At 65.3% G+C, this 12,865-nt stretch carries 16 protein-coding genes; 3 read left to right on the plus strand and 13 right to left on the minus strand.

Features of this window, described 5'->3' with window-relative positions:
• The 7 genes from JWR89_RS01590 to JWR89_RS01620 form a co-directional block, all read right to left on the minus strand.
• The coding region (locus JWR89_RS01590; RefSeq protein ID WP_299710916.1) for a GTP-binding protein at positions 1-314 on the minus strand (314 nt) is incomplete at its 3' end.
• A 51-nt stretch (positions 315-365) separates the two neighbouring features.
• Positions 366-1,250: a metal ABC transporter substrate-binding protein gene (locus tag JWR89_RS01595; protein ID WP_299710919.1), complete on the minus strand. Its 885-nt coding sequence runs from the start codon at positions 1,248-1,250 to the stop codon at positions 366-368.
• 3 nt (positions 1,251-1,253) lie between these two features.
• Positions 1,254-2,123, minus strand: a complete 870-nt coding sequence (locus JWR89_RS01600) for a metal ABC transporter permease (protein ID WP_299710953.1) — start codon at positions 2,121-2,123, stop codon at positions 1,254-1,256.
• A gap of 4 nt (positions 2,124-2,127) precedes the next feature.
• A complete protein-coding gene (locus JWR89_RS01605; RefSeq protein WP_299710922.1) occupies positions 2,128-2,886 on the minus strand; it encodes an ABC transporter ATP-binding protein in 759 nt (252 codons plus the stop codon).
• Positions 2,887-3,063, minus strand: a complete 177-nt coding sequence (locus tag JWR89_RS01610) for a hypothetical protein (protein WP_299710925.1) — start codon at positions 3,061-3,063, stop codon at positions 2,887-2,889.
• Between the two features lie 87 nt (positions 3,064-3,150).
• Entirely contained in the window at positions 3,151-3,525 is a 375-nt protein-coding gene (gene crcB / locus JWR89_RS01615) for a fluoride efflux transporter CrcB (protein WP_299710956.1), read from the minus strand.
• A gap of 296 nt (positions 3,526-3,821) precedes the next feature.
• Positions 3,822-4,424, minus strand: coding sequence for a superoxide dismutase (locus JWR89_RS01620; RefSeq protein ID WP_299710928.1), 603 nt, complete (start codon positions 4,422-4,424; stop codon positions 3,822-3,824).
• Positions 4,425-4,638: 214 nt separating this feature from the next.
• On the opposite strand from JWR89_RS01620, the gene JWR89_RS01625 reads away from it, so the two are divergent.
• Both JWR89_RS01625 and JWR89_RS01630 read left to right on the plus strand, forming a co-directional pair.
• Positions 4,639-5,163, plus strand: a complete 525-nt coding sequence (locus tag JWR89_RS01625) for a GNAT family N-acetyltransferase (RefSeq protein ID WP_299710931.1) — start codon at positions 4,639-4,641, stop codon at positions 5,161-5,163.
• 120 nt (positions 5,164-5,283) lie between these two features.
• The gene (locus tag JWR89_RS01630) at positions 5,284-5,727 is read left to right on the plus strand and encodes a DUF2147 domain-containing protein (protein WP_299710934.1); all 444 of its coding nucleotides are present in this window, start codon (positions 5,284-5,286) and stop codon (positions 5,725-5,727) included.
• Positions 5,728-5,831: 104 nt separating this feature from the next.
• On the opposite strand, the gene JWR89_RS01635 is transcribed toward JWR89_RS01630, so the two are convergent.
• From JWR89_RS01635 to JWR89_RS01655, 5 genes are all read right to left on the minus strand, one after another.
• On the minus strand, positions 5,832-6,980 hold the full coding sequence (locus JWR89_RS01635) for a DUF3095 domain-containing protein (RefSeq protein ID WP_299710937.1): 1,149 nt from the start codon (positions 6,978-6,980) through the stop codon (positions 5,832-5,834).
• A gap of 226 nt (positions 6,981-7,206) precedes the next feature.
• Positions 7,207-8,511 carry a type III glutamate--ammonia ligase gene (gene glnT, locus JWR89_RS01640; protein WP_299710940.1) on the minus strand — a complete coding sequence of 435 codons (1,305 nt, stop codon included), beginning with the start codon at positions 8,509-8,511 and terminating at the stop codon, positions 7,207-7,209.
• Positions 8,512-8,550: 39 nt separating this feature from the next.
• On the minus strand, positions 8,551-9,882 hold the full coding sequence (locus JWR89_RS01645; RefSeq protein WP_299710943.1) for an FMN-binding glutamate synthase family protein: 1,332 nt from the start codon (positions 9,880-9,882) through the stop codon (positions 8,551-8,553).
• Entirely contained in the window at positions 9,882-10,568 is a 687-nt protein-coding gene (locus tag JWR89_RS01650; protein ID WP_299710945.1) for a protein glxC, read from the minus strand. The genes JWR89_RS01645 and JWR89_RS01650 overlap by 1 nt, the downstream gene beginning before the upstream one ends.
• Positions 10,568-11,461: a glutamine amidotransferase family protein gene (locus tag JWR89_RS01655; RefSeq protein WP_299710948.1), complete on the minus strand. Its 894-nt coding sequence runs from the start codon at positions 11,459-11,461 to the stop codon at positions 10,568-10,570. The genes JWR89_RS01650 and JWR89_RS01655 overlap by 1 nt, the downstream gene beginning before the upstream one ends.
• A 131-nt stretch (positions 11,462-11,592) precedes the next feature.
• On the opposite strand from JWR89_RS01655, the gene JWR89_RS01660 reads away from it, so the two are divergent.
• Positions 11,593-12,261 carry an XRE family transcriptional regulator gene (locus JWR89_RS01660; protein WP_299710959.1) on the plus strand — a complete coding sequence of 223 codons (669 nt, stop codon included), beginning with the start codon at positions 11,593-11,595 and terminating at the stop codon, positions 12,259-12,261.
• 140 nt (positions 12,262-12,401) lie between these two features.
• On the opposite strand, the gene JWR89_RS01665 is transcribed toward JWR89_RS01660, so the two are convergent.
• Positions 12,402-12,865: helix-turn-helix domain-containing protein (locus JWR89_RS01665; RefSeq protein WP_299710950.1), on the minus strand; the 464-nt coding region annotated here is incomplete at its 5' end.

The following is a 12,865-nucleotide window of genomic DNA, read 5'->3' on the forward strand; positions in this document are numbered from 1 at the left end:
GGATCGGCGAGGCCGGTGGTCTCCAGGATGATGGCGTCGAACTTGCCCTTGCGCTTCATCAGGCCGTCGAGAATGCGCACCAGGTCGCCGCGCACCGTGCAGCAGACGCAGCCGTTGTTCATCTCGAACACTTCCTCGTCGGCGCCGATGATCAGGTCGTTGTCGATGCCGATTTCGCCGAACTCGTTGACGATCACGGCGTATTTCTTGCCGTGGTTTTCCGACAGGATGCGGTTCAGCAGTGTGGTCTTGCCGGCACCGAGATAGCCGGTCAGCACGGTCACGGGAATTTTGGCGGCAGTCGCTTCAGACATGGTCACTCCGGCGGGATATGGGCGCGCGCCCGCGGCAGGGAGGCCCCTGCGCTAGTCGGTCAGCGCGCTCGTCAGCGCCTTTATATTGTGCCTGACCATATCAATGTAAGTGGGGGCGTCGCCGTTTTCCTGCGTCAGGCTGTCGGAATACAGCGTGCCGCCGATCTTCGCCCCGGTCTCGGTGGCAATCCGGCGCATCAGGCGGGGATCGCTGATGTTTTCCAGGAAAACCGCCGGGATTCTGGCGGACTTGATCTGGGTGATGATTTTCGCGATGTCGCGGGCGCTGGGCTCGGCTTCGGTGGACACACCCTGCGGGGCAATGAAAGCGACGCCGTAGGCGGCGGCGAAATAGCCGAACGCGTCGTGGGTCGAGATCACCTGGCGGTGCGCCTCGGGGATTCCCGCAATCGCGGTCCGGACCTCGCTGTCGAGCGCATCGAGCTTCGCCAGATAGGCACTCGCCTGGACCCTGTAGACGTCGGCGCCGGCAGGATCGGCGGCGACCAGCGCGTCGCGGATATTGCCGACGTAGACCTTCGCGTTGACCACCGATTGCCAGGCGTGCGGATCGGCATGGGCGTCGAGCTCGCGCGGCGAGATGCCGTTGGTGGCGGTGACAATGGTCGCCTTGCCGCCGGAGGATTTCACCAGCCGCGGCAGCCAGCCCTCGAAGCCGAAGCCGTTGACGACCACGAGTTTCGCATCGGAGATTTTCTTCGCATCCTGCGGCGACGGCGTGTAGACGTGCGCGTCGCCATTCGGGCCGACCAGCGTGGTGACGCTGACGCGCTCGCCACCGACGTTTTTCACAAAATCGCCCAAAATCGAGAAGCTCGCGACGACGTCAATTTTGTTTTGCGCGTACAAAGGCTTGGCACCGATCAGTGCGCATAAAGCAACTACGAGAACACAAAGTTGCCGCAAGACCCGCATTTCTCATGCTTCCAGATGCCGGCCGGGAAACAACTGCCGCACCAGGCCACTGACGGTGCCGAACAGAACCGAAACCACGTAGAGCGCCGCGGCAACGAGAATAATCGCCGGCCCCGAAGGCACCTTGGTCTGGAACGACAGCACCAGGCCGAGATAACCGGAGATCGCGGCGCTGGCGACGGCGATCATCATCATGCCGGTGATATCGCGCGACCAGAACCGCGCGATCCCCGCCGGCAGCACCATCAGCCCCACCGCCAGCAGCGTGCCGAGCGCGTGAAAGCCGTTGACGAGGTTGATCACCACCAGCGCCAGAAACGCCAGATGCGCAGGTGCGCCGGCGCGACTAACAGTGCGCAGGAAGACCGGATCGACGCATTCGATCACCAGGGGACGATAGATCACCGCCAGGATCACCAGCGTGATGGTGGCGTTGAACGCGATCACCAGCAGGGTCTGGTCGTCCATCGCCAAGATATTTCCGAACAGCACATGCAATAGGTCGATATTGGTGCCGCGCATCGAAACGATAGTGACGCCGAGCGCCAGCGAGACCAGATAGAACGCCGCCAGCGAAGCGTCCTCCTTGATCTCGGTGACGCGCGAGACAAGGCCCGCGAGCAGCGCGACGGAGAAGCCGGCGATCAACCCGCCGAAGGTCATCGCAAAAAGATTGAGACCGGAGAACAGAAAGCCCACGGCGGCGCCGGGCAGGATCGCATGCGCCATGGCGTCGCCCACCAGACTCATCCGCCGCAGCATCAGGAACACGCCGATCGGCGCGCCGCCGAGCGCCAGCGCGATCACGCCGGCCAAAGCGCGGCGCATGAATTCGAAGTCGATGAAGGGCGCGATCAGCGCGTCGTAGATCATGCGATCACGCCGCCCGCGGTCGCGCGGCATCGATGGCGCAGGCATGGGCGCCATCGTCGAAGGCTTCGCACATCCGCCGCGCTTCCAGCAGGTTGTCCGCCGTCAGCACCTGCGAGGTCGCGCCCCAGGCCACCGCGCCCCTGGCCAGCAACAGCGTCTCCGGAAAATTCGCACGCACCAGATCCATGTCGTGCAGCGCCGCCAGCACGGTGCGTCGCTCGGCATGCCAGTGCCGGACCAGTCCGATCAGGTCGGCGGAGGTCTTGGCATCGATGGCGTTGAACGGCTCGTCGAGCACGATGACGCGGGCGTCCTGCAGCAGCACACGGGCGAACAGCATGCGCTGCATCTGGCCGCCTGACAGCGTGCCGATGGTGCGGTTCTCGAAGCCATTAAGGCCGACCGCGGCCAGCGCGTCGGCGATCTGCCGCCCCGCCTTCTTGCCCAGCCCACCGAACAGGCCGGTGGAGCGCCACAGCCCGGTGCCAACGAAGTCGAACACCGAGATGGGGAACGTGCGATCGATATCGACACTCTGCGGTAGGTAGGCGATTTCGCGCGGCTTGAGGTCGCCGAGCCCGATGGTGCCGGCCAGCGGCTTCAGGATGCCGACGATGCCGCGGAACAGCGTCGATTTGCCGGCGCCGTTGGGGCCGACGATGGCCAGCAGGGAGCCGGCGGCGATTTCGCCGTTGAGATGGTGCACCGCGGGATGGCGGTCATAGCCCAGCGTGACGTTGGAGAATTTCAATTGGGCGGTCATCTAGCGCATCGCCAATAGAACGACCGTCCACAGGCCTGCGCTGACCGCCAGCGCCGCCCCCAGCCGTGCCAGCAGGGTCATGCGCAGGATCGACCACGGCGCTGGCTGGGCCGGATGCGGCGTTGCCGGGCCATGGCTATGGGCGTGGCCGTGCGGGTGGTCGTGGGAGTGGGCCATCGGGAACCTGGGCGAAAAGACATCGAGCGACGGAAAGCCGCCTGCCCAAGATTGTTATATTATAACATAACCTGGTGCAACGCCCGGTCAGGCGAAATGCCGGACCAGTGCCAGCCCGGCAAACAGGCCGATGATCGCCAGCGCCACCGAGCCCAGCACGTAGAGCAGCGCCAGCCCCAGTTCGCCGCGCTCGTAAAGCAGGGCGGCGTCCAGCGAGAACGCCGAGAAGGTGGTGTAGCCGCCCAGAATGCCGGTCATCAGGAACAGCCGCCACGGCTGCGACGCCTGGCCCTTGAAGGCGAGGTAGCCGGCGATCAGGCCCATCACGGTGGAGCCGGTGATGTTGATGAGGAAGGTGCCCCACGGGAAGGCGGTACCGAGGCAGCGCGCGCAGGTGACGTTAATGGTGTGGCGCAGGGTCGAGCCGAGGCCGCCGCCGATAAACACCAGAAGATAGTTCAGCATCGACTTCGCTCCACAAGCGCCGTTCTTTCCCTCCCCCTTGTGGGGAGGGTGGCCGGCCGAAGGCCGGTCGGGTGGGGGTGCCACATGCTCCAGAGCCCGTGGCCGCCCCCCACCCCGGCCTCCACTTCCTCCGATGCTACGCATCGCCTCGCTCGGCCGACCCTCCCCACCCAGCGAAGCTTCGCTTCGCGCGGGGGGAGGGAGGCCATTGGCGTCGTCGCATAACCACCACTCAAACAAAAGGGCGGCGGCTTGCGCCACCGCCCTCGCGTTTAATTCGGCACGACAGACGCCTACACGCCGGCCTTGCCGAGCTGCTCGTCAACATATTCCCAGTTCACGAGATGATCCACGAACGCCTTCAAGTAATCCGGACGCCGGTTGCGGTAGTCGATGTAGTAGGAGTGCTCCCAGACGTCGACGCCGAGGATCGGCGTGGCGCCGTGCACCAGCGGGCTTTCGCCGTTGGCGGTCTTGGAGATTTCCAGCTTGCCGTTCTTGACCGAGAGCCAGGCCCAGCCGGAGCCGAACTGGCCGACGCCGGCGGCGGCGAAATCGGTCTTGAACTTTTCGAGACCGCCGAGATCCTCGGTGATCTTCTTCTCGAGACGGCCGGGCAGCTTGTCGCCGCCGCCGTTCGGCTTCATCCAGTTCCAGAAGTGCAGATGGTTGTAGTGCTGGCCGGCATTGTTGAACAGCGGTGCGTTCTTGCCGAACGAACCCTTGACGATCTCCTCAAGGGATTTGCCCTCGAATTCGGTGCCCTTGAGCAGGTTGTTGCCGTTGGTCACGTAAGCCTGGTGATGCTTGTCGTGATGGAATTCCAGCGTCTCCTTCGACATATGCGGCGCAAGCGCGTCATAGGCGTAAGGCAGTTCGGGAAGCGTGAAGGTCATGGGTGTCGTCCACAAAATTGATGGGATGCGCAGGCTAACGGCCACCTATATAGACGGTTCCATCATGCTCGGCCATGCCCACCGGCGCCCTATGCCGCGTCCCCGGCCGACGACGGCGCTGCAGAGAACATTTTTCTCATCCGGCACCGGATACGAGGCTGACCATCCACGCTCCGACCTGTAAGAGATGCGCCACACGCAGAGGAATCGCGCCATGAACGTCGAGATCGAAGTTTTGACCGGCGATGCGTCGTGGCCGAGCGTGAAGCCGCTGTTCGACAGGGTGTGGCCACCCAACGCCGGGGAACAACGCCCCGGGGACTCCATCGAATACGCGCCTGCCGAGCTGAGGGTGATCGTGCAGGCCGACGATCAGCCGGTCTGCCATGTCGGCATCTGCCGTCGCGAAGGCATCTGGAAAGGCCGCAAGACCCGCATCGGCGGGATCGGCGGCGTCGGCACCGATCCGGACTTTCGCCGCCGCGGCTTTGCCAGCGTCGCGCTCAACGCCGCGCTGCAGACCCTGAAGGACGAACGCGCCACCGACTTCGCATTGCTGTTCTGCAGACCGCACAATGTGGATTTCTACACAAGCCGCGGCTGGAAGCCGTTCACCGGCGAGGTCTACGCCGAACAACACGGCGAGCGCATCCGTTTCGACGCGCTGCTGCCCATGGTGTCCTATCTCAAGCGGGCGCCGCATGAAGGCGAGATCGACCTCTGCGGTTTGCCGTGGTGAGCGGTCCGGACACCGCCTGATCGAACGGGGCGCGGCACGTTCAATTTATCGCGACCCCTGACCGGCATTGCACAAATCCGATTTTTTGTTATGCAGGCGCTCATTCTCGAGGAGATACCCATGGCTTTTCGCTCTGCCGTCATGATTGCGCTGCTTGGCGCGCTGTTTGCCGCCCCGGTGGCGAAAGCCCAGTCGAGCAGCGAGGCCATCGGACTCTGGGAGACCCAGGCCGGAGACGCCCGCGTGCGCGTCAGCAAATGCGGCGGCGGGTTGTGCGCGACCGTGGCCTCGTTGCGCGACAAGATCGACCCGAAGACCGGCAAGCCGGCGATCGACGACAAGAACCCCGATCCCGCCAAGGCCACCCGCTCGATGATCGGCGTGCACCTGTTCATCGACATGCAGCCGGCCGGACCGAACCGGTGGTCGGGCCAGATCTACAATGCCGATGACGGCAAGACCTACGCCAGCAACGTCTCGCTGGCCGGTCCCGATACGCTGAAAGTCGAAGGCTGCGTCGGCGCCTTCTGCGGCGGCGAAAACTGGTCCCGCGTCGGGCGCTAATTTTCGTAGGGTGGGCAAAGGCGCTCTCGCGCCGTGCCCACCATCCAGCGCCGCGGTGGGCACGCCCGTCGCGCCATGCGCGATGGGCTTTGCCCACCCTACAATTACGCTTTCATCGCCTTCAGCGCCGTCGCTGCCGAGGCATACCCTCCCCTTGCGCCGTCGATGAAGTGAACGTGATCGCTGCGCAGCGCCGACGGCGTGAAGCAGGTCATCATCGCGGCGTCCTGGCGGTGCAGCCCATAGCGGATCGTGCCCGCTGCGACCGCCGCCGCCAGACGCTGCTGCAGCGCGCGCTCTAGCTCCGGCGTGCAATCCAGAATCATCCGCAGCCCGTCGTCATATTTGCGGAAGTCGGAATTTTCCACCAGTTGCCGCACATAGACCTGCGGCACAAAGCCGCCGACGCTGATACCGAACCGCATCAAAATGAACGCCAGCAAGGTGCGGACGAGCACGCGCGCGCGGCGCAGCGCCTTCAGGCCGTCGCGCTGCGCGCGCACCTCGAAATCGAGTCCGGCCGGCGGCCATTTGATCGCCGGGCCGTTGGCCGGCACCGGCCGCCCGGCTTCGGGGCTGCGCTCGACCAGATCGATGACTTCCTCGATGACGCGGCGAAATGCGCCGGCATCGGCAGCGGCGGTCGGCACCACCAGCACCGACAGGATCAGGCCGCGCACCGAGGGAATTTCCTCGAACCGGCACGACAGGCCGGACAGATCCGGATAGGTGCCGGATGGCGCCTGCGCCACCGCGAACTCGCCGCGCTTCATGGCGACCTCGGCCCAACCCAGCCCGCCGCCGGAAAACATCGCATAGGAAACGTTCGGCGACGGCGCAAAGCGGGCGACTCGGACGTCGAGCCCCTGCGCACGAATGTCGGCGACCCGCACCAGCGCGACGCGCATCGCCAGATCGAGATCGTCCTGCACCCAGGCCGCGGTGGCCGCCAGCGCCTCGCGGGCGCGATCGAGATCGGCCGGTGCCACGGCGAAGCTGGCGCCGTCGCCGCCGAACACGAACGGAAATTCGCGGCCGTCCAGCGCGTTAGTGACCGCGGCGATCACCGCCGCGCCGGCCATGTTGACGGCCTTGTAGCGCTGCCGCTCGATGGCTCTGGTGGATTGCACGATATCGGCGAGGCCGATGGTCCAGTCGTCGGGCAACGGCACGTACAATGCCGGATCCATCAGGCTGCCGAAGCCGCGAAACACCGGAATGCCGCCGTAGAAATAGCTTTCGCTGGTGGTCATGATGCGATGCCCAATGGAGACGGTGGAGGCGCGGTCCCCATCATAGCTTCGAATTCAAGTCGCGGAAATCGTTCCCCGGACGCGATGCATTGCGCCGCGCCGTCGCGGCGTAGTGCATCGCAGAGCCGGGGTCCCGGTTGCTTGCGAAATGAAGACACCGGGATCCCGGCTCTGCGGAGCGGCATAAGTATGCCGCACCGCGTCCGGGACACGGTTGTCGCCGGTCTCAGCAATCCAGCGTGGTCTGCCGCTCCCACTCCGTCAACTGGCGGCAGTGCTCGTTCCAGTCGTTGTGCTTCAGCTTCAGATAGGACTGCACGACGGCCTCGCCGAACTGCTCCCTGTACACCGCTGAGCTCTCCAGCGCCCGCAGTGCGTCGAGCAGGTTCAGCGGCAACTGCTTGGCGTGGGCGGCCTTGTCGCCGTCGGTGTACATGTTGATGTCGAGCCGCGGGCCGGGATCGCGCGCATGCGCCATGCCGTCGAGCCCCGCCGCCAGCAGCGCCGCCGGCAGCAGATACGGATTCACCGCGCCGTCCGGCAGCCGCAACTCGAAGCGGCCGGCATCGGGGACACGGATCATGTGGGTGCGGTTGTTGCCGCCATAGGTCACGGTGTTCGGCGACCATGTCGCGCCGGAGACGGTGCGCGGCGCGTTGATGCGCTTGTAGGAATTCACCGTGGGATTGGTGATGGCGCACATCGCTTCGGCGGAATGAATGAGACCGCCGATGAAGTGATAGGCCATCGCGGAGAGGCCGAGTTCGCCGCCCTCGTCCGCGAACACGTTGCTGCCGTCCTTCGTCGACCACAGCGAGGCGTGGACGTGGCAGCCATTGCCGGTGAGATTGACGAAGGGTTTTGGCATGAAGGTCGCTTTGAAGCCGTGCTTCTCGGCGATCGACTTCACCATGAACTTGAAGAAGGCGTGGCGATCGGCGGTCTTCAGCGCGCTATCGAACTCCCAGTTCATCTCGAACTGGCCGTTGGCGTCCTCGTGGTCGTTTTGATAGGGCTTCCAGCCGAGCGCAATCATGGCATCGCAGATTTCCGCGACGATCTCGTAGCGCCGCATCAAGGCCTGCTGGTCGTAGCACGGTTTTGCCTGTTGATCGGCCGGATCAGAAATCGCGCTGCCATCCGGCGTGATGAGAAAGTACTCGCACTCGACGCCGGTCTTCAGCTCGACGCCCTGCGCTGCCGCTTTCGCAACCAATCCTTTCAGCACCTGGCGCGGATTCTGCGCCACCGGCTGGCCGCCCATGTAGAGATCGCCGGTGACCCAGGCGACGCCGGGCTTCCACGGCAGCAGCGTCAGCGTGTCCATATCCGGCATCACCAGCACGTCGGGATCGGCCGGCGTCATGTCGAACCAGGCCGCGAAGCCGGCAAAGCCCGCGCCGGACTTGGCGACATTGTCCATGGCGGTGGCCGGCACCAGCTTGGCGCGCATGCCGCCGAACAGATCGACAAAGGCGATCAGGAAATATTTGATCTCATGCTGCTTGGCTAGTTCGGTCCAGGTCGCCATTGACACTCTCTCCGAAGATATGACCAGCCGTTGCGGCCGCTAGATGTTGTTGCCCGGTATCCAGTTGGTGCCCGCCAGCGGCACCCGTGCCATGGCCGCCGACTCCATTGTCAGCGCGACCAGATCTTCCGGCTCGAGATTGTGGACGTGGCTCTTGCCGCAGGCGCGCGCGATGGTCTGCGCCTCCAGCGTCAGCACCGACAGATAGTTCGCCAGCTTGCGGCCGGCGACGACGGGATCGAGCCTGGCCGCCAGCACCGGGTCCTGCGTGGTGATGCCGGCGGGATCGCGGCCTTCGTGCCAGTCGTCATAGGCGCCGGCGGTGGTGCCGAGCTTCTGGTATTCCGCTTCCAGCGCGGGATCGTTGTCGCCGAGCGCGATCAGTGCGGCGGTGCCGATCGACACCGCGTCGGCGCCGAGCGCCAGGCACTTGGCGACGTCGGCGCCGTTGCGGATGCCGCCGGAGACGATGAGCTGCACCTTGCGGTGCATGCCGAGATCCTGCAGCGCCTTCACCGCCGGGGGGATCGCGCACATGGTGGGGAGGCCGACGTTTTCGATGAAGACATCCTGCGTCGCCGCGGTGCCGCCCTGCATGCCGTCGAGCACGATGGCGTCGGCGCCGGACTTCACGGCGAGCGCGATGTCGTAATACGGCCGGGACGCGCCGACCTTCACATAGATCGGGATCTGCCAGTCAGTGATTTCGCGCAGCTCCTGGATCTTGATCTCGAGATCGTCCGGACCGGTCCAGTCCGGATGCCGGCACGCCGAGCGCTGGTCGATACCCACCGGCAGCCGCCGCATGCCGGCGACGCGCTCGGTGATCTTCTGGCCCAGTAGCATACCGCCGCCGCCCGGCTTGGCGCCCTGCCCGACCACGACCTCGATGGCATCGGCGCGGCGCAGGTCATCCGGGTTCATGCCGTAGCGCGACGGCAGCACCTGATAGACCAGCAGGCTGGAATGGCCGCGCTCTTCCGCAGTCATGCCGCCGTCGCCGGTGGTGGTGGACGTGCCCACCGCCGACGCGCCTCGGCCGAGCGCTTCCTTGGCGGCGCCGGACAGCGAGCCGAAACTCATGCCGGCGATGGTGATGGGAATCTTCAGATGGATCGGTCTCTTGGCGAAGCGCGCGCCGATCACCACGTCGGTGGCGCATTTTTCGCGGTAGCCTTCCAGCGGATAGCGGCTGATCGAGGCGCCCAGGAACAGCAGGTCGTCGAAATGCGGCAGCTTGCGCTTGGCGCCGGCGCCGCGGATGTCATAGATGCCGGTCGCCGCGGCGCGGCGGATCTCCGCGATGGCGGCGTCGTCGAACGTCGCTGATTTGCGCGGCGGCGTGTGGATCCAGCGGTCCTGCGCGGTCATCAATACGATCCGACGTTGTCGATGTGGAAATGATAGAGCGTGCGCGCCGAGCCGTAACGCTTGAATTCGCTGACATCGACGCCGTCGATGCCGGCTTCATCGAGCAGCCGCTTCAGCTCGGCTTTGTGTTCGTCGCGCAGCGGCTTCTCGATGCAGTCGGCGCCGAGGCTGGCGACGGAGCCGCGCACATAAAGCCGCGCCTCGTAGATGGAATCGCCGAGCGCCTCGCCGGCGTCGCCGAGCACCACGAGGTTGCCGGCCTGCGCCATGAAGGCGGAGAGATGGCCGACCGAACCCTTCACGACAATGTCGATTCCCTTCATGGAAATGCCGCAGCGCGCCGAGGCATTGCCGTCGATCACCAGCAGCCCGCCATTGCCGCTGGCGCCGGCCGCCTGCGAGGCGTCGCCGGTGACGTGCACACGGCCCGACATCATGTTCTCGGCCAGGCCCTGGCCAGCATTGCCGCGCACCGTGACGCGGGCCTGCTTGTTCATGCCGGCGCAGTAATAGCCGACATGGCCCTCGACCTCGATCTCCACCGGCGCGTCCAGGCCGACGGCGATGTTGTGCTGGCCGCGCGGGTTGGTGACGGTCCAGTGCGTGGCATTGGTATCGGGAGAAAGCGCATGCAGCGCGCCGTTCAGCTCGCGCAGCGGCGACGTCGCGAGATCGACCGCGGGCATCAGTGCCGCTCCCACAGATAGACTTTGGCCGGCTCCGGCTCCCATACTTTGGCGGCGCCGATGCCCGGCAGGTCCACCAGCGCGCGATATTCGGTGCCGAACGCCACCCAGCGATCGGTCTCGGCCATCACAGCGGGCTTGCAGGCGATCGGATCGCGCAACACGCCGAAGCCGGTCTCGGTGCCGATCACGAAGGTATAGAAGCCGTCGAGCGCCGACAGCGACGAGGTCATCGCCTCCTGCAACGAGGCGCCGTGGCTCATGCGGTCGCTGAGATAGCCGGCGGCGACTTCGGAATCGTTTTCGGTGCGAAACGTCATGCCGCGCCGGATCAGCTCGCGGCGCACATCGTTGTGGTTCGACAGCGAGCCGTTATGCACCAGGCACTGGTCGGTGCCGGTGGTGAAAGGATGCGCGCCGTTGGTGGTGACCGCCGACTCCGTCGCCATGCGGGTGTGGCCCACCGCGTGGGTGCCGGTCATGGCGCTGAGGCCGAAGCGCTTGGCGACATCGGCGGGCAGCCCGACCTCCTTGAACACCGCCATGCGCCTGCCGCGCGCGACCACATCGACCGCGCCGTGAGCGGCGAGCGCCGCGGCTACTGCCGCTTCGCGATCCAGCAGAACGTGGAGCACCGCGTGCGTGTCATGGATCTGATAGGTCAACGGCGCGCCGGCGGTCCGGCCAAGACTTGCCATCAGTTCGGCAAAATCGAACCCGGCCGGCGCGCGCAGCGTCAGCTTGATCTGGCCTGCGTCGCCGTCGCCATAGACGGCGAAGCCCGCGGAATCCGGACCGCGATCGCTCAGCGCTTCCAGCATACCGGAGAGCAGCCCGCCCAAATCGGGCGCCAGCTTTTGATCTTTCAGGAACAGACCGGCAATGCCGCACATGGCTCGCGTCTCGCGTGTTGAAATCGGAGCGGACCTTGCCCGACAACAAACCTCCCTGTCAACTCGTGAGAAATATGTTTTCCTTACAGGAAACATTGCTATTGTCGGGAAATCGTCCGCTCGCCAAAGGCATGTCCGTGAAAGCCAAAACGAAGACCACAAAATCATTGCCTGCGCGTGCGAGGACGGAAGATCTGCGGACCGGCTCCAACGCGCCCGTGGACGTCAGCGGCTCGCTCGAAGCACAGATCGGCAACGAGGTGCGTGCATTGCGCAAGGAGCTCGAGCTGACGGTGGCCGAACTCGGCGCTTCCGCCGGCATTTCCACCGGCATGCTGTCGAAGATCGAGACCGGCAGCATTTCCGCATCGCTGGGCACGCTGAATGCACTATCCAAAGCACTCAATGTGCCGCTCAGCCGCTTTTTCCGCGAGACCGAGGAGCAGCGCGATTGTTCGTTCGTGAAGGCCGGGTCGGGCGTCAAGATCGAACGCCGCGGCACCAAGTCGGGCCACAACTATCAATTGCTCGGGCAATCGGTGCATGGCGAACTGGCCGTCGAGCCCTACCTGATCACGCTGAACGAGGACGCCGAGGCCTATACCAACTTCCGCCATGCCGGCGTCGAGATGATCTACATGCTGACCGGCAAGGTGCGCTACCGCCACGCCGACCAGACCTATCTGCTGGAGCCCGGCGACACGCTGTTCTTCGACGCCGCCGCCCGCCACGGCCCGGAAGAACTGGTGAAGGCGCCGATGACTTATCTGTCGGTGATCATCTATCCGAGGCGGAGCTGAGCGACGCATCGCGATGACCTCTCACCGTCATTGCGAGCCAGCGAAAATCGCCGAAGGCGACTTTCGCCGAGCGAAGCAATCCAGGGCCACAAGCGAAGACTGGATTGCTTCGTCGCAAGGGCTCCTCGCAATGACGGCTGCTAGCGCTTGCGATCCTTCTTCGCCGGCATCCTGTCCTGCGAGGGCGACACGCCAAACCGCCGGCGATAGACCCGCGAAAAATGGCTGGCCCCGGAGAAGCCGCAGGCGGCGCCGACGTCGAGCACCGGCAGGCTGGTCTGCCGCAGCAGCGCGCGGGCCTTGGCCAGCCGCAGCGACAGATAATGCTGCTCGATGCCGACCCCGAGATGGCCCGCAAACAATCGCTCGAGTTGGCGCAGCGAGACGCCGGCCGCCTTTGCCAGTTCGCCGCGCGATGCCGGGCTCGCCAGCTGCCGCTCCATCACGGCGATGGCGGACAGCACCGCGCGATTGCCGGTGCCGGTCCGCTCGCGCAGCGAGATCCGCTGCTTGTCGTCGCCGAGCCGCACGGTGGTTTGCAGAAACCAGTCGCTGACCTTGGCCGCCAGCGCCTGGCCGTGGTCGCGGCGGATGATCGCGTGCA

Origin of the sequence: Tardiphaga sp. (assembly GCF_028290785.1) — a bacterium.
GTDB lineage: Bacteria > Pseudomonadota > Alphaproteobacteria > Rhizobiales > Xanthobacteraceae > Tardiphaga.